The organism is Aeromonas crassostreae (assembly GCF_054052445.1).
Map to the genome: position 1 here is coordinate 77,755 of NZ_JBSTYM010000006.1, position 14,704 is coordinate 92,458.

The window sequence follows — 14,704 nt, forward strand, 5'->3', positions numbered from 1 at the left end:
TAACAGACTTTTGCTCATCTCCTTGCTCCTTGGCGGGGTCGGCTCTGTTCGAGCCAGCGACGTCAATGCCGGGCTGCAAACCCGGGCGGAAGAGTTCGTACGCGATCAGCTCTCTCTCCCCCTCGATGCCAGGGCCCAGATCAGCGCCGCCAGCATAGACGAGCGGCTGCAACTCAGTCCCTGCGACCAGGATCTGGAGATCAGCCTGCCCGCCAGGATGGAGATCCGCCGCAACACCACCCTCTACCTCAAGTGCCACGAGGCGCCGGGCTGGGATCTCTATCTGCCGGTGCGGGTCAGCATCCAGAAGCCTTACATCACAGTGGTGGAAGCCATCGCCAAGGGAGACATCCTCGGTCGCAACCAGCTGGCCCAGGCCTATGAGGATCAGACCCTGATCCGTGGGGACTATGTGCAAGATCTGGATGCCCTGGTCGGCACCCGCAGCAAGCGGGAATTGAGGCCGGGTCAGCCGGTGCGCCTCAACCAGATCTGCGTGGTGTGCAAGGGAGACCAGGTCACCCTCATCGCCGAAAACAGCAGCATGCAGATCAAAACCATGGCCCGCGCCTTGCAAGATGGCAGCTTCGGCGACATGATCAAGCTCATCAATACCCGCTCCGGCAAAACGGTTCAGGGCAAGGTGAGCTCGGTCGACACCGTCATCGTCACCTTCTGACGGATTTTTTTGGGTATTTTCCCTAAAGTTCCGGCAGGTTAGACCGATAACCGGGGTAAGCAGGCAGCAAAGCGAAGAAGGTAACCAAGATGGCTATTAACAATATCAACAACTTGGCGGGTAACCGGGTACAAAATACCGGTAACAGCCAGAGCAGCGTGGCCAAGTCGACCAGCGGCGGACAAGACGCCCGTGCCCCCCAGGTCAAGGTCGATTCAGTCTCCCTGACCAGCGAGGCGCAACAGTTGCAACAAGTACAGAAAAACCTCAACTCGGCCTCGACCGGGAATGAGAGCCGGGTGGAGAGCCTGAAGCGGGCCGTGGCCAGTGGTGAATACCAGGTCAACAGCCAGGTCGTTGCCAAGAAGATGTTCAGCCTGGAAGCCCAGCTGGAGAAAACCCTGGGATGATGGACCTGGCTGAGCTGCTGCAACGACAGCATGATCAGCTCGCCCAGATGCAGGCGTTGCTGACCGAAGAGTTCGCCCTTCTCACCCAGCGCCGAGCCCTCGAGCTGCCTCCCCTGGCACAGCGCAAGCAGCAGCTGCTTGGCGCCATAGAGGCGCTGGACGAGACTCTTGTCCAGCAGCCGGATCTCCCTGCCCAGCTCGCCAGCCAGCCGGAGCTCATGGCCCGGATCACCGACAGCCTGGCCGCCTGCCAGCAGCAAAATGACATCAATGGCCGCCTGCTGGAGCTGAGCATGGTCGCCAATCGCCGCCTCGCCGGTTTCCTGAGCCAGCTGCGGGACAGAAACTCCCTCACCTATGATGCCAAGGGCAACACCCGCTCCGGCACCCGCTCCCCCGCCATCAAGGCCTGATCGCCGGGGCGGCGCTTGCCCCGCACTCTGTTTATCCGTTTCCCGTGCCTTGGCACCCTTGCCGGCTCCCCCCGCTGTTCACTCCCCAGACAATGGGCGGCCATGGGTATCGGCCCGCCCCCCTTGGGGGGGCGGGGCGCCCTCTGTGTTAGCCCCCAGCCAGTGACAGCCGCTGCAACACCCGACCGTCTTGCGCCGCCCGCAGGCTCAGCTCGCCCCCTTCATAGCAGACCAGGCTGGCGGGCAGATCACCCCTGGGGAAGCAGATTGAGCCCGGGTTGACCCGGATCCGCTCCGCTTCCCCCAGGCCGCTGCGGGTCAGCTCGGGCAGATGGGTGTGGCCGCTCAGATAGAGGCTGCCGCCGGGCAGGGGCACCTCGTCCGGCCGATAGAGATGGCCGTGGCTCATAAACCAGCGTCGCCCGTCCACCAGCAGCTGGTTGTAGGGCGCCAGCATGGGAAACGCGAGCAGCATCTGATCCACTTCCGAGTCGCAGTTGCCCCGCACCGCCAAAATCCGGCTGGCCATGGCGTTGAGGCGCTCGGCCAGCGCCGCCGGCTGATAGCCTGCCGGCACCGGGTTGCGCGGGCCATGGTTGAGCAGATCCCCCAGCAGCAGCAGATGGTCCGGCTGCCAGGGGGCGAGCCAGTCCATGACCCGGTCGAAGGCGGTCAGGCTGCCATGGAGATCGGAGAGGATGGCGAGTCTCATTGGTCGGCTCCTTGGGGGGCGGCGAAGTAGAGATCCTTGCTGGCGATCGCCCCCTTGAGGTTGGCGGTGGGCAGACCCCGCAACCGGGGATCGATCAGCCGCGTCTGATGGTAGTGATAGAGGGGGATGACGGGGGCATCCTGGGCCAGCAGTGCCTCCGCCTGCCGATAGAGGTGCGCCCTGCGCTGTTCGTCCAGGGTGGCGGCGGCCTGCCCCAGCAACTGATCATAGCGGGGGTTGCAGTAGCCGCTCTCGTTTTGCGGATCCTGGCAACGCAGGGCATTGAGCATGGCGGAAGGATCCACATAATCCCCAAACAGGAAGGAGCGCGCCACCATGAAGTCGCCGCTGTCCTTGGCGGTCTGATAGGCGTCCCATTCCAGACTCTTCAAATCAACCTCGACCCCCAGGGGTCGCCACATGTCGGCCACCGCCTGCGCCATGCGTCTGTGGTGTTCCGAGTCGTTATAGGTGAGGGTCAGCCGCAACGGATGGGCCGCATCGATGCCCGCCGCCTTGAGCAAGCCAGCCGCCATGGCCTCACGGCTGGCGGCACTGGCCTGCTCATCAGGGGAGGCGGCATAGCCAGGCATGTCCGGCAGCAGGCTCCAGGCGGGCAGCTCCCCCTGGCCGCTCACCTCCTCGGTCAGCCGCTGGCGATCGACAGCCATGCTCAGGGCCTGGCGCACCCGCACGTCCCGCAGCTCGGGCTTGCCCAGATTGAAGCTGTAGAGATAGGTGCCCAGCAGAGGCTGGCCCCAGAGCCGCTCGGGATGGCTGCTCCTGATGCTGTCATAGTACTCCTGGGAGACCCGGTTGCTGAGCTGGAGCGTCCCCGCCTCGTAGCGCTGACGCTCCGCCTGCTGGGAGGCGAGGGGCAGGTAGCTGACCCTGTCTATCCGGCTGTGGGCATCGTTCCAGTAGGCGGGATTGCGCGCGAGCTCCAACCGCTCCTGGGGTCGCCACGCCATGAGCCGGTAGGCGCCGTTGCTCACCAGATGGCCGGGTTGGGTCCAGCCCTTGCCATATTCGGCAATCACTTGCCGCAGCACGGGCACGAAGGGGCGCTGGCTGATGAGCCGCAAGAAATAGGGCACGGGCCGCTCCAGGGTCACCTTGAGGACCTGATCCCCCTCGGCCGTCACCCCCAGGCTCTCCATCTCCAGGGCCCCGGCATAGATGGCGCCGGCATTGTTGATCCCGGCGGCCAGCAGCAGGCCCGCCGAGGGGGATGCCAGGGCGGGATCGAGCAGGCGACGCCAGGCGTAGACGAAGTCCTCGGCCTTGAGGGGCGCCCCGTTGGACCAGCGCAGATCGGGGCGCAGGAAGAAGCGCCATTCCAGGCCGTCCTGGCTCTGCTCCCACCTCAGCGCCTGGGCGGGCACTATCTTGCCCTCCCCGTCTTCGCTCACCAGCCCCTCGAACAGGTCGGCCAGGATCACTTCCCCGGGAAAGCCGCTGCGGATCAGGGCCGGATCCAGGGACTCAGGTTCGGCCCCGTTGCCCCTGGTGAGGGTCTGGGGCACGCTCGGCGCCGGGCCGGGCGGCAGCGGCTCGGCGAGGGCGCTCTGACTGAGGCTGGCGCCCAGCAACAGGCCGCATAACAGGGAGGAGACCCGGGGGCCGGGGGGCGGGGGGGGGGGGGGGGGGCCACAGAGGCTTGCCGACCTCGAATGGGGCCATTTTTGCGGCAAGGAGGTAACAAAGGCTTACCGGCCGCGGATGGGGTCATTATTGCGACGAGGAGGTAACAAAGGGTAACCGGTCACGGGCGGGGTCACAGTTGGCGGCTCCCTGACTGGCGGGGGTCAGGTGCGGCTGTTCGGGTGCCACCAGACCCCAGACGCAGCGAGGTATCATGCGCATCTCCAGCATCGAATGCGGGCGAGTGGTGGCCATCCTGGCCGTGATGACCATTCACCTCTCCCCCTTCAGCAATCCGTTCGATCCCGCGCTGTGGGACGACACCCCCTACCTCTTGCTCGGGGCCATCATCAACCAGCTGTGCCGCTTCGCGGTGCCCCTCTTCTTCCTGTGCGCCGGCTACTTTCTGCAACCCGCCCTCGCCGCGGGCCACCCCGTGTGGGTGGCGCTGCGCTACTGCCGCTCCCTGCTGGGACTCTGGCTGGTGTGGAGCCTTGTCTACCTGCTGGTCCCCTTCAACCCGGTTGCGGCCATGACGGAAGGCTATCTGCCCGCCATGGCGGGCCAGTGGCAGATGCAGCTGGGGGATCCCCTCAATGTCTGGTGGGTGGGCGGCATGATCCACCTCTGGTTCCTGCCCGCCCTGATGCTGGCCGTCCTGCTGCTGGCCCTGTGCTGGCGGGTCGGGCTGCCCCGACTGGCCCTGGTGGCGGGCGTGCTGCTCTACGGGCTTGCCCTGATCGGCGGCTCCTATGGCCCGCTGCTGGCGGGGGGCGAGTGGGCCCTGCTGACCCGCAACGGTCCCTTCTTTTCCCTGCTGTTCGTGGCCCTTGGCGCCGAGTTGCGCCTGCGCGCCTGGCGGCCGGACGGAAGGCGCTGCGCCCTGCTGATGGTGGCGGGGATGGGTCTCTATGCCCTGGAGGCCGCGGGCCTGCTACGCTTTGCCGCCGTGCCCCTCAACCGTCACGACTTCCTGCTGGGCTCCCTGCCCTGGGCGCTCGGCCTGTTCGGCCTGCTGCTGGCCAACCCAAGCTGGGGCAAGGGCAGCTGGCTGGAGCGCCAGGCCCCCAGGGTGCTTGGCCTCTATTGCCTGCACATGATGCTGGTGGTCTGGCTGATGGTGTTCGGCCCCCAGGGCAAGCTGCTGTGGTGGGAGCTCCTCAAGGTACCCGCGCTGCTGGCGCTCACCCTGCTCGGCTACCGGCTACTGGCGACCACCGCGCTCAGCCGCCGGTTGCTGCGGGCCCGCTGACGACCCAGGGGGGATGCGGACTCCGCGCCTCGCGGCGACACCTGTACCGCAAGGTGTCTTCCCCACTCCCGGAGGCCACCTTTCCGTTATGGGGGCGGCACTTTGGCCGCGCACCGGTTGACGATGAGCCTGGTGCGGTTAGCATGCTCTCTTCTGATGCCACCAGACGAGACACAGATGCAGGTCCGCCCTTTCACCCCGGCCGACATGGAGGCCGTCCTCGCCGTCTGGCTGGATGCCTCCCTGCTGGCCCACCACTTCATCGCCCCCGCCTACTGGCACGCCAATCTGGACGCGATGCGGGGGATCTATCTGCCCGCCGCCGACAACCATGTGCTCTGCCAGGATGGCGCCGTGCTCGGGTTTTACTCCCTGCATGGAGAGACCCTGGCCGCCCTCTTCGTGGCGCCTGCGCACCAGGGGCGCGGCCATGGCAAGGCGCTGCTCGCCCATGCCAAGCGGCAGCGGCCAGCGCTTCGTCTGCAGGTGTACCGGCAGAACCAGGCCAGCTGCGACTTCTATCTCGCCCAGGGCTTCACTATCGAAGGTGAGCAGCGGGATCCCCACACCGGCTGCGTCGAATGGGTGATGGGCTGGTCGGCCGAGGGTTAGTGCCGTTTGGCAGAACGTCAGTGCGGCTCCCGCGCCAGCAAGTCGGCGTGGGCCAGGGCGAAGTCGTGCATCCGTTGCAGCAGGGGGAGCAGGGCAACGCCGAGCGGGCTCAGGGCATACTCCACCCGGGGCGGCACCTCGGGGTGCAGGGTGCGGATGATGACACCGTCCGCCTCCAGCGCCTTGAGCTGGGCGGTGAGCACCTTCTGGCTCACCTCGGGCAGGCGGCGGCGCAGGTCGCCAAAGCGCAGAGTCTGCGCGCGCAGATGAAACAAGATAGCCGGCTTCCATTTGCCGGCGAGCAGACGCAGCACCTCGTAGGCAGGACAGGGGGATGGGGACACGGGATGCCTCGCGAGTGGTTACTTTGCGGTAACTATGCCACTAAGATGTGCCTTCTTGCAGCCAAGATGCCAGCTTCCTATGATGCGGACTTAGTCATTCAACGCCCACGAGAGGTTCGCCATGCCCAGCCTGCTGCAAATCCATTTCAATTTCCCCGCCGAACAGATGGGGCCCGCACTGACCGCCGCCGCCATGCCGCTGGCCGAGTCCATCACCCGGGAGCCTGGCTTCATCTCCAAGATCTGGACCGAGAATCCGCGCACCGGCGAGGCGGGAGGCATCTACCTGTTCGAAGATGAAGAGAGCGCCCTCGCCTACGCACGGATGCACGAGCAGCGGGTGCTCGCCATGGGGGCCAGCGCTGTCCAGTACAAGCTGTTCGACGTCAACGAGCCCCTGAGCCGCCTCACTCGCGGCATCCCCTGATCCCGTCATTCAGCCTCAGCTGGTAATAGGTATCCCGCTGCCAGACAAAGCCCAGCCGTCGAAACAACCGCTGGCTGGGTTCATTCTCCGGCTCGATATCGGCCAGCAGGATCCTGATGCCCAGCGTCCTGGCTAGCGCCATCAAGGCCAGCAGCGCCTCGCCCATCAGCCCCCGCCCCCAATGACTGCGGGCCAGCATGCCACCCACCTCTGCCTGGCGCAGACCGGCCAGCTCAGCACAGGTCGCGAAGCCGTGCAGGCCGCAGGTACCGATGAGGCGACCACTCTCCCGCAGGGTCAATCCCCACTCCAGAGACGTCCCCTCGGCCAGCAGACGATCGACGCTCGCCAGCATCAACCCTACGGTGGCGAGGTCGGGAAACGGCGGCTCCCCGACGAAGCGCATCACCTCGGGATCCCCGTAGATGGCGAGCAGATCCGCGCCGTCTTGCGCGCCGAGCGGGCGCAGCAACAGCCGTGGGGTCAGCAGCGGAGGGAGTTCGCGGGGCAGTGGTGGCAGCACGTTCAAGGAGCCTGATCCTGTGGGGAGCGTCTCCCCATCATGGGGCTCGATTCCTCGGGGTCAAGCCCATGTTGCCCTGCTACCGGGTGCGCCGTTCCCCTGTCTCGGGAAGGCGGGGGCCATGGCGCCGGGGGAGCGCCGGTACGGGGCAGCATTATTATGCTTTGACTCATCGGGAAGAGCCGCTTTATGGTCGGCGCTGATCGCCATAGGGATGGGATGACGGCCCCCGGCATCCTGTAAAATGCGCGAGCCATAGATCGCCAGGGTTCCAACCGATTAAGGACAATAATTTGAAGTGTGAACTAGTGGATGTTTTCTCAACCGAGAAATTGAATGGCAATGGCCTGACTATTTTTTCAGATTGTGACCATATGACGTCAGCCGAGATGCTCGCATGGACCCAGGAAATGCGGCAGTTTGAATCCATATTTATCCAGGTGAAGGAGGGGCAATATCATGCGAGGATCTTCACCATCGAAGAGGAGCTGGACTTCGCCGGCCACCCGCTGCTGGGGCTGACCTATCATCTGCATCACGCATATGGTCATCAGACCGAACATGATTGGCTCGTTTACACCAACCAGAAAGCCATCCCCCTGACGAGCATAAAGACCGCGACCAGCTTCACGGCCACCATGGATCAGGGCAAGCCTGAATTCATATATACCCTGTCCGGGCAAGAGGCCGCCACGCTCTACTCCGCCCTCAATCTCACTCCCCCCGATGATGCAACATTCGGCGTCGAGGTGATATCCACCGGATTGCCATATGTGATCCTCCCGGTTGCGTCACAGCTGGAGCATATTTCATTCCAGGTGAAGGACCTTGCCCCCCTCATCACCCCCCTGGGTGCGAAATTTCTCTATGTGCTGGACGTTGAGAGCGTCGAGGGTAGAACCTGGGATAACCAGGGGGCAATAGAAGACATTGCGACCGGCAGTGCCGCCGGCCCGGCAGCCGCGTATCTGTTCAAGCATGGATTGATGGCGCATCCGGAGATCACCCTTCACCAGGGACGCTTCCTTGGCCGCCCCAGTGAAATTAACGTCAAGGTAGAGGCCAAGGGGCCCGATATAGAGAACATTCGCGTCAGCGCAAATATCGTCAAGGTCGCCGATATCACTCTCCTCGATTGATCTCGACGTCTGCGCTCCTCCCACCGAACAGCCGGGGCGCCATATCGTCAGCATCGGTGCCAGTCAGGCACCGATACTGAATGAGCGCGTCTCATCCACCCAGATCAGAAACGATGCCATGGGGTCATGGCGCCCTATGAAGCGAGCAGATGACAAGGCCTGTGGCGTTATCCTGTTAGACCATCGAGGGCGCCAGGTCCCCCTGATCAGGCTGGCTCAGCGGCTGGCGCTGCGGCTCTCGCTCCAGAGCAACTCGCCGCTCTTGAGATCCATCAGGCTCATGGCGAGGCGGTAGCGGCCCCCCTCGGCGAAGAGATCCCCGTAGAGCATGTAACCGGCCCCGGTCTGGCGGCCCAGACGCACCAGGGAGGCGGGGTTCATGCCCCCCTGCTGGTATTCGAGCTGACCCGTGATGGCCGCCACCTGGCCCGGGTCGGCGAAGCGAAAGTCGCTGCCCCCCTGAATGCGCTGGCTCATGGCCACCGCCATGGGCTGGGTGCTGAAGGCTTCCCCTGTGCCGTTCTGAGGCGCCATCAGCAGCAGCACCGGGCTGCTGCCCGCCAGCGCCTGCACCTCGGGGGCCTTCAGGAAGGCATCGGCCAAGGCGAGCGCCAGCCCGGTCGGCGCCACCGCCTTGGGAGGCGGCTTGACCGCCTCGGGCTCGGCCACCGGCTGGTCCGGCTGACTTATCGGCTGGCTCGGCTCGCCGACCGGCGCAGGGGGGCCACCATAGGGATTGACCGCACAACCGCCCAGCAAGAGGGCACCCACCATCAACAAGAAACGCAGCTTCATCTTTTCTCTCCGCAAGAAGTGCGCAAGGCGCACTTCGTCCATCATCCATTTTGACGGAGCCAGACTCCGCCGCCCCTCCATGCTAGAGACAAACCCGCCCCGGGTCGATGCGCACAGGAGCCGGGGCGACAGAGACTGGCGAAGCGGCGGGCACAAAAGGGTGGCACGGCTCCATCCGATTCCGTTAGGGTAGCCTGAGCCCAGACCCCAGAGGAGCCCCCCATGCACGGACCCGACCCCGCCAATCCCCACCCCATGAACGGCTTCCCCCAGGTGTGCTTTATCAAGAACACCATCGAGGGGCCCAATATCGAGGTGGGTGACTACAGCTATTACGACGATCCGGAGGATTCGGCAGGTTTTGAGCGCAACGTCCTCTATCACTTCCCCTTCGTCGGCGACAAGCTCATCATCGGCAAGTTCTGCGCCATCGCCCGCGGGGTCAAGTTCATCATGAACGGCGCCAACCACCAGAGCTCGGGCTTCTCCACCTACCCCTTCTTTATCTTCCTTTATCTTCGGCAACGGCTGGGAGAGCGCCGCCCCCGCCCCGGGCAGCCTGCCCTACAAGGGGGATACGGTGATTGGCAACGACGTCTGGATTGGTTATGAGGCCCTGCTTATGCCGGGCGTGAACGTCGGCAACGGCGCCATCATCGCCGCCCGCGCCGTGGTCACCACTGACGTGCCCGCCTACGCCGTGGTCGGCGGCAACCCCGCCAAGGTAATACGCTATCGCTTCGACGACGACACCATAGCCCGTCTCAACGCCCTCGCCTGGTGGGACTGGCCGGTGGAGCGGATCAGCCAGAATTTGCAGTTGATAGGCGGCGGCGAGATAGCCGCGCTGGAAGCGGCAACCTGATAGACACAACCACCATCAAGCAGGAAGCCCTATGCAACTAACCCCACCACAGCCACCCCAAGACAATGAGTTCGAGGCCCTGCGCAATGGCCTGAACGGTTTCAACGAGGCCATCACCGGCCAACTGCTGCGCGAGCGGATCGCCAGCTTTATCAAGGATGAAGACGGGGCTGTGCGGGGCGGTATTCTGGGGGAGATAAAATGGGGTTGGTTCCATATCGAGGGGCTCTGGGTCGACGAAAGCATCCGCCGCGATGGCTGGGGCACCCACCTGCTTGGCGCCATGGAGCAGTACGCCCGAAGCAAGGGCATCACCAACTACCATCTGGAAACCACCAGTTTTCAGGCCCTCCCCTTCTACCAGAAGCAGGGCTACGAGGTCTTTGGCCAGCTACCCGATATGCCGCCGGGGCATATCAGTTACTTTCTGAAAAAGCAGGAGCACTGATTGAAGATCCTGCCACCTGCCAAAAGGGGAGATACCCAAGAACATACATTCCATCATTTCGCATCGCCGATGTAGAGGGTGCACTACCTCACATTAAAAGACTCAAATGCTTCATCCTACGATTGGTTGGAGCTACACTGCCACAAGATGATTTTTAATATAAATAATTATTGTATCGGGGTGTTTATGAAAATAAGTAAGTCTCTATCCTCATTATTTCTGTTTCTTCAAGAAAAAGAAAAAAATGGCGTTTCTTTCTCCCTAGAAGAAGTTCTTTCTGCGACAGGATGGAAAGCAACAACATTCAGAACTTATTGGATAAAAGGACAACTAGCAGACTTCATCAGTGAAACCCCTGATGGTTTATATGATGCCTCTAACTGTCAGAATATATCAGAAGTAGAGTTTTCCAAATTGCTATCCCAATCCAAAAACAGGAGAGGATTAGGTCACAACTGCAGGTCAAAATTAGCCAAAGCATTATTAGCAAAATCTAAAGACAACATGCTCCTTGCCTTGGAGTTATACAATAGGCCATCCTTGGAGAACAAGATGGATGCTTTCTCAATGTGTTTTTGCACGGCGTGGGAGCAATTTTTAAAGGCTGCGCTAATAGAACGAGATGGTGAAAAGTCTATTTTTAGAGCCAAGGCTAAAGGATTCAAGGAAACAATATCCTTGCGGGAGTGCTTAGAAAGATATTACTCTAGCAACTCTAAAATAAGAAAAAACATAGAGCAGGTCGCTTATTTTAGAGATCAGGCTGTTCATCTTCTTATGCCTGAGATACAAGGAATTATATCCAGAGTGTTTCAGTCTGGAGTTCTTAACTACACGTCGCAATTCGAGAGTTTCACTGAGACCTCATTTATAAATAATAGCCACACTGGCATGATTTCTTTAGTTGGGGAGTTTAAATCACCACCCATATCTATAATGAAGTCAACTTATGGTGACATAGCTGATGACATCCTGGAATTAGCAACATCTATCGAAAATGAGGTAAATCAAAGCAATGACATTGAATTTGCCATCCCACTTAATGTAAAACTAATATTTGCTACCGACGATGCTCAAGGAAATACGATTGCGTTAACCAGAGCGGAGGATGGCATTGAAGCCCTTCGACAAGCACTAATAATAGAAAAGCCAACCGATAGAGAAAAGACCCATCCATTCTTACAGAAGGATGCGATCAATGAAATAAATTCTCGGCTACAAGATAGATATGATGAGGGTGTTCTTAATAAGCATTTGTCACATGATAAGAAAACAGGCATCCCACTAATAAATAAAAATTGTTTCGATGCTGTCGCATTCAAGAATTCGTGGAAATCATGTAACAATAAGTTCCATTACAAGAATGCAAACCCAGAACTACATTATTACTCCATTGAGCTAGTCGAAGAGTTTATCAAAAAACAATGGAGCACTGTGATTATTTAAAAAATGCCAAGAGGAGTTACAACCTAGCAAGAAAACAAAAGAACTCATAATTTCATTACTTAAATAATTTATAGGGGTGTTTTATTTTGTCTTTAGATATTGCATACAGTACAGATGTTGATGATTATATTGATCCTGACAGAGCTTATGAATTTTATTGGTCTGGGTTAATTAAAGACAAGAGAAACTTTATATGCCCAGGTTCTGGCTGTGTGGCACAAGTAACTTGCGCCAACCTAGATGAAGATGTTCAGGACATGAAAGTTTCCCCTCATTTCCGAGTTTATGGCTCACATAGTTCTACTTGCGAGGTTTTTAATAAGACTCCTTTAAATTTTCATTACAATGAAGCGTCCTATATTAAAAAGGAAAGGCAGTCCATAGAGGAGTCAGTTGTCGATTTATTTCTTATGGAAAGACCCGCATCTTATTATGACGAGCCAAGCAACACTCCTTTAGTTCAAAGAAAAACCCAAAAACTGAAAACAATAAGCAGTTCTAAGCATACCACCACCCAAGAAAATGGTAGCATAGGCACAATTTATTCGGTCAGAGCCATTGTCGGCCGTTATATTCGTTATAAAAAAGACAACTCTATAAGTCATAGGCGAGTGAATATACAAGGGAAAGATGTTAATTATCGAAGTATATTCAAATGTATTTGGGAGTAAGACTTAGAGTCTCTTCCTGAACACCCTGTAGTTTACTACGGCTGGGCATATATAAATAGATTAAAATCCAACCATGGATATCAGATAAAATTCAAAAAGCCGTTTAAGAAAGGAGATGAAGAGCTTCTATCTACAATAATGATCAGCGATCGACTAATAGACAGTTACAAGGTGAAAAAACTTGTGACCACTCGACTGGAAAAAATAATAAAAAACGAGAAACCACTTGCATTTGTCTTTATGTATGGGCGCCCATATGAAAGCATATCTAGAACAGGGGTGAAATATGCTAATTTTTCTATCACCAACCTCGATATGATCGACATCAACTATGGCTGTCCATTACCAAAAGAATATGACAAGTAACATCCATACAATTAGTGGAGATATACCTAGGATGCAATGAGGCGAAGTGAGTTTCGCTTCTATCTTCACAATAGAGGAACGACACTCCCCGCTCATTGCACCCTACCTGAGCTCTCCTGAAGTTATGGCGGGCACGGTTTTGGTCCCCCCTCTTATTCGCTGAGGCGAGCCCGCTTGTCCAGGTCGCGAGACAGGATGTCGAGCGAGCGGCGCCAGGCCAGGGGCCAAATCGGGAAAGGGCGAGCACAGCTCGACCCGATTTGGCGCGAGAACAGGGATGTTCGAAGCGGGCTTTGGCCGAAGCCATGGATGGCGAAGGCCAAAGGCCCGTCGGCGCGTGCCGTTGGACAAGCGGGTGAGTCGAAGGCACCCGACGTAAGTCGGGCGAATAAGCGGGGGTGGCCGCTCGATTGGTGACTTATCCTTGGCCACGCAAAGAAAAGTTACTCGCCCAAGCCCGAAGGGCGGGCGAAACCCCTTCGAGGCCAGCGGCCTCGCGTCCTGCACGGCAAAGCCGTGCCACCACACAACGGCTCCTGCCGCCAACGCCATACCTCGGAACGGACGATTACGCCTAACGGCTAATCGACCCTACGATTGCACGGCGCAGCCGTGCCTGCTCGCCACAGGCACGGCGTCTGGCTGGACGCCCGGATGCCGCCGGCAAAGGGGGGCCTGGCCGCCCCTATCGGCCCAGGAAGGGTTCCCAGTCCTTGAACACCGGCTGTAACCCCGCCTGCCGCACGGCGGCGGCCACATCTCCCAGGGCGCGGTCGTCGTGGATGGCGAACTGCTCCAGCTCCTCCTTGTCCCCTTCGGCATAGCCGCCGGGCTGGGTGCGGGATTCCGCCGACATCTGGGTGATGCCAAGGCGCACAGCGCCGTTGCGAAAGGTCGCCGACTCGCGGGTCGAGAGCGACAAGTCCAGCGTTGGCGAGAAGAGGCGCCAGGCGCAGATCAGTTGGGCTAACTGGCGATCCGACATGACCACTTCCGGCTCCAGCCCTCCGGTGCAGGGGCGCAGGCGCGGGAAGGAGAGGGAATAGCGGCTCTGCCAGTGGTGGCGCTCCATCCAGGCCAGGTGCTCGGCGACGAAGTAGCTGTCGGCGCGCCAGTCCGGCGACAGGCCGATCAGCGCGCCGAGGCCAATCTTGTCGATGCCGGCGCGCCCCAGCCGATCCGGGGTGGCGAGACGCCACCCGATATCCTGCTTGTTGCCGCGCAGGTGGTGGCGAGCGTAGGCGGGGGCGTGGTAGGTCTCCTGGTAGACCATGACGGCGTCGAGGCCCAAGGTCTTCAGCTCGGCGTAGTCGGCCTGGGACAGGGGCTGCACCTCCATCGCCAGGGTGCTGAAGTGGCGGCGGATCCGCGGCAGCTGCTCACGAAAGTAGTCCATGCCCACCTTGGTCTCGTGCTCGCCGGTCACCAGCAGCACGCTGTCGAAGCCGCGCGCCTTGAGGGCCAGGCACTCGCGCTCGATTTCCTCGCTGTTCAGAGTCTTGCGTTTCAAGCGGTTGCTCATGGAGAAGCCGCAGTAGGAGCAGTCGTTGGCGCACAGGTTCGACAGATAGAGGGGCACGTAGAAACCCACCGTATTGCCAAAACGCTGGCGGGTCAGGCGCTCCGCCAGCTCTGCCATCCGGGGCAGATAGGCCTCTGCTGCTGGCGAGATCAGCGCCATAAAATCCTGCAGGGTGCGCCGTGGATTGGCCAGCGCCCGCTCCACATCCCGGGCCGTCTTGGCGCGGATACTCATGCCCACATGGTCCCACTCCAGCTCGCGCCAGCGATTGGCAAAATCCAACCCCCTCCCGGCCTCCCCCTTGGGAGGGGGAGGAGCGCAGGACTCGCCCCCTTCAAGCACCGAGTCAGCTTCGCCCCTCCCCCCCGGCCCCTCTCCCTTATTTTGTGAAGAGTCGAGAGGGGAGGACGAATCTCCCCCAGTGATAGCAATTCCC

Annotated in this window: 16 protein-coding genes and 1 pseudogene; 11 read left to right on the forward strand and 6 right to left on the reverse strand. The window is 59.9% G+C overall.

Annotated features, from left to right (window positions below):
* The first annotated feature begins 73 nt into the window (after positions 1–73).
* From flgA to ACW5W4_RS06655, 3 genes are all read left to right on the forward strand, one after another.
* On the forward strand, positions 74–679 hold the full coding sequence (gene flgA / locus ACW5W4_RS06645; RefSeq protein ID WP_456688920.1) for a flagellar basal body P-ring formation chaperone FlgA: 606 nt from the start codon (positions 74–76) through the stop codon (positions 677–679).
* Between the two features lie 89 nt (positions 680–768).
* Positions 769–1,089: a flagellar biosynthesis anti-sigma factor FlgM gene (flgM, locus tag ACW5W4_RS06650; protein ID WP_456688838.1), complete on the forward strand. Its 321-nt coding sequence runs from the start codon at positions 769–771 to the stop codon at positions 1,087–1,089.
* On the forward strand, positions 1,086–1,502 hold the full coding sequence (locus tag ACW5W4_RS06655; protein WP_456688839.1) for a flagella synthesis protein FlgN: 417 nt from the start codon (positions 1,086–1,088) through the stop codon (positions 1,500–1,502). The genes flgM and ACW5W4_RS06655 overlap by 4 nt, the downstream gene beginning before the upstream one ends.
* Positions 1,503–1,650: 148 nt before the next feature.
* Here ACW5W4_RS06655 and yfcE read toward each other — a convergent pair whose 3' ends face one another.
* Both yfcE and ACW5W4_RS06665 read right to left on the reverse strand, forming a co-directional pair.
* Positions 1,651–2,214, reverse strand: coding sequence for a phosphodiesterase (gene yfcE, locus ACW5W4_RS06660; protein ID WP_456688840.1), 564 nt, complete (start codon positions 2,212–2,214; stop codon positions 1,651–1,653).
* A complete protein-coding gene (locus tag ACW5W4_RS06665) occupies positions 2,211–3,809 on the reverse strand; it encodes a peptide ABC transporter substrate-binding protein (RefSeq protein WP_456688921.1) in 1,599 nt (532 codons plus the stop codon). Before ACW5W4_RS06665 ends, yfcE begins: the two co-directional genes overlap by 4 nt.
* Before the next feature lie 263 nt (positions 3,810–4,072).
* Here ACW5W4_RS06665 and ACW5W4_RS06670 point away from each other — a divergent pair, with 263 nt between their 5' ends.
* Together ACW5W4_RS06670 and ACW5W4_RS06675 are read left to right on the forward strand one after the other, a co-directional pair.
* Complete coding sequence (locus tag ACW5W4_RS06670) at positions 4,073–5,110, forward strand: acyltransferase family protein (RefSeq protein WP_456688841.1); 1,038 nt, start codon at positions 4,073–4,075, stop codon at positions 5,108–5,110.
* Positions 5,111–5,287: 177 nt separating this feature from the next.
* On the forward strand, positions 5,288–5,722 hold the full coding sequence (locus tag ACW5W4_RS06675; RefSeq protein WP_456688842.1) for an N-acetyltransferase: 435 nt from the start codon (positions 5,288–5,290) through the stop codon (positions 5,720–5,722).
* Between the two features lie 17 nt (positions 5,723–5,739).
* Here ACW5W4_RS06675 and ACW5W4_RS06680 read toward each other — a convergent pair whose 3' ends face one another.
* Positions 5,740–6,066 carry a winged helix-turn-helix transcriptional regulator gene (locus ACW5W4_RS06680; protein WP_456688843.1) on the reverse strand — a complete coding sequence of 109 codons (327 nt, stop codon included), beginning with the start codon at positions 6,064–6,066 and terminating at the stop codon, positions 5,740–5,742.
* A 121-nt stretch (positions 6,067–6,187) separates the two neighbouring features.
* Between ACW5W4_RS06680 and ACW5W4_RS06685 the strand changes: the two genes are divergently transcribed.
* Positions 6,188–6,493: a monooxygenase gene (locus tag ACW5W4_RS06685; RefSeq protein WP_427263228.1), complete on the forward strand. Its 306-nt coding sequence runs from the start codon at positions 6,188–6,190 to the stop codon at positions 6,491–6,493.
* Here ACW5W4_RS06685 and ACW5W4_RS06690 read toward each other — a convergent pair.
* Positions 6,474–7,022: a GNAT family N-acetyltransferase gene (locus ACW5W4_RS06690; protein WP_456688844.1), complete on the reverse strand. Its 549-nt coding sequence runs from the start codon at positions 7,020–7,022 to the stop codon at positions 6,474–6,476. The two genes, ACW5W4_RS06685 and ACW5W4_RS06690, sit on opposite strands and share 20 nt — an antisense overlap.
* Before the next feature lie 287 nt (positions 7,023–7,309).
* Between ACW5W4_RS06690 and ACW5W4_RS06695 the strand changes: the two genes are divergently transcribed.
* Positions 7,310–8,155 (forward strand): PhzF family phenazine biosynthesis protein, encoded by an 846-nt coding sequence (locus ACW5W4_RS06695; RefSeq protein WP_456688845.1) that lies wholly within the window; start codon positions 7,310–7,312, stop codon positions 8,153–8,155.
* A 216-nt stretch (positions 8,156–8,371) separates the two neighbouring features.
* Here ACW5W4_RS06695 and ACW5W4_RS06700 read toward each other — a convergent pair whose 3' ends face one another.
* Positions 8,372–8,950, reverse strand: a complete 579-nt coding sequence (locus ACW5W4_RS06700; protein WP_456688846.1) for a penicillin-binding protein activator LpoB — start codon at positions 8,948–8,950, stop codon at positions 8,372–8,374.
* Positions 8,951–9,172: 222 nt separating this feature from the next.
* Between ACW5W4_RS06700 and ACW5W4_RS06705 the strand changes: the two are divergent.
* The 4 genes and pseudogenes from ACW5W4_RS06705 to ACW5W4_RS06720 all read left to right on the forward strand — a co-directional run bounded on the left by ACW5W4_RS06705 (position 9,173) and on the right by ACW5W4_RS06720 (position 12,380).
* A pseudogene (locus tag ACW5W4_RS06705) lies at positions 9,173–9,815 on the forward strand (Vat family streptogramin A O-acetyltransferase).
* 31 nt (positions 9,816–9,846) lie between these two features.
* Positions 9,847–10,263 (forward strand): GNAT family N-acetyltransferase, encoded by a 417-nt coding sequence (locus ACW5W4_RS06710; protein ID WP_456688847.1) that lies wholly within the window; start codon positions 9,847–9,849, stop codon positions 10,261–10,263.
* A gap of 186 nt (positions 10,264–10,449) precedes the next feature.
* Positions 10,450–11,709, forward strand: a complete 1,260-nt coding sequence (locus ACW5W4_RS06715) for a DUF3644 domain-containing protein (protein WP_456688848.1) — start codon at positions 10,450–10,452, stop codon at positions 11,707–11,709.
* 86 nt (positions 11,710–11,795) lie between these two features.
* Positions 11,796–12,380, forward strand: a complete 585-nt coding sequence (locus ACW5W4_RS06720) for a hypothetical protein (protein ID WP_456688849.1) — start codon at positions 11,796–11,798, stop codon at positions 12,378–12,380.
* A gap of 1,051 nt (positions 12,381–13,431) precedes the next feature.
* Here ACW5W4_RS06720 and thiH read toward each other — a convergent pair.
* Positions 13,432–14,550 carry a 2-iminoacetate synthase ThiH gene (gene thiH, locus ACW5W4_RS06725; RefSeq protein ID WP_456688850.1) on the reverse strand — a complete coding sequence of 373 codons (1,119 nt, stop codon included), beginning with the start codon at positions 14,548–14,550 and terminating at the stop codon, positions 13,432–13,434.
* Positions 14,551–14,704 lie beyond the last annotated feature (154 nt).

What these genes read in the sequence shown, in the direction of transcription:
- ACW5W4_RS06685 (WP_427263228.1), top strand. Translation starts at nt 6,188, where the DNA reads ATGCCCAGCCTGCTGCAAATCCATTTCAATTTCCCCGCCGAACAGATG.
- ACW5W4_RS06710 (WP_456688847.1), top strand. Translation starts at nt 9,847, where the DNA reads ATGCAACTAACCCCACCACAGCCACCCCAAGACAATGAGTTCGAGGCC.
- ACW5W4_RS06715 (WP_456688848.1), top strand. Translation starts at nt 10,450, where the DNA reads ATGAAAATAAGTAAGTCTCTATCCTCATTATTTCTGTTTCTTCAAGAA.
- flgM (WP_456688838.1), top strand. Translation starts at nt 769, where the DNA reads ATGGCTATTAACAATATCAACAACTTGGCGGGTAACCGGGTACAAAAT.
- yfcE (WP_456688840.1), bottom strand. Translation starts at nt 2,214, where the DNA reads ATGAGACTCGCCATCCTCTCCGATCTCCATGGCAGCCTGACCGCCTTC.
- ACW5W4_RS06675 (WP_456688842.1), top strand. Translation starts at nt 5,288, where the DNA reads ATGCAGGTCCGCCCTTTCACCCCGGCCGACATGGAGGCCGTCCTCGCC.
- ACW5W4_RS06655 (WP_456688839.1), top strand. Translation starts at nt 1,086, where the DNA reads ATGATGGACCTGGCTGAGCTGCTGCAACGACAGCATGATCAGCTCGCC.
- ACW5W4_RS06670 (WP_456688841.1), top strand. Translation starts at nt 4,073, where the DNA reads ATGCGCATCTCCAGCATCGAATGCGGGCGAGTGGTGGCCATCCTGGCC.
- ACW5W4_RS06700 (WP_456688846.1), bottom strand. Translation starts at nt 8,950, where the DNA reads ATGAAGCTGCGTTTCTTGTTGATGGTGGGTGCCCTCTTGCTGGGCGGT.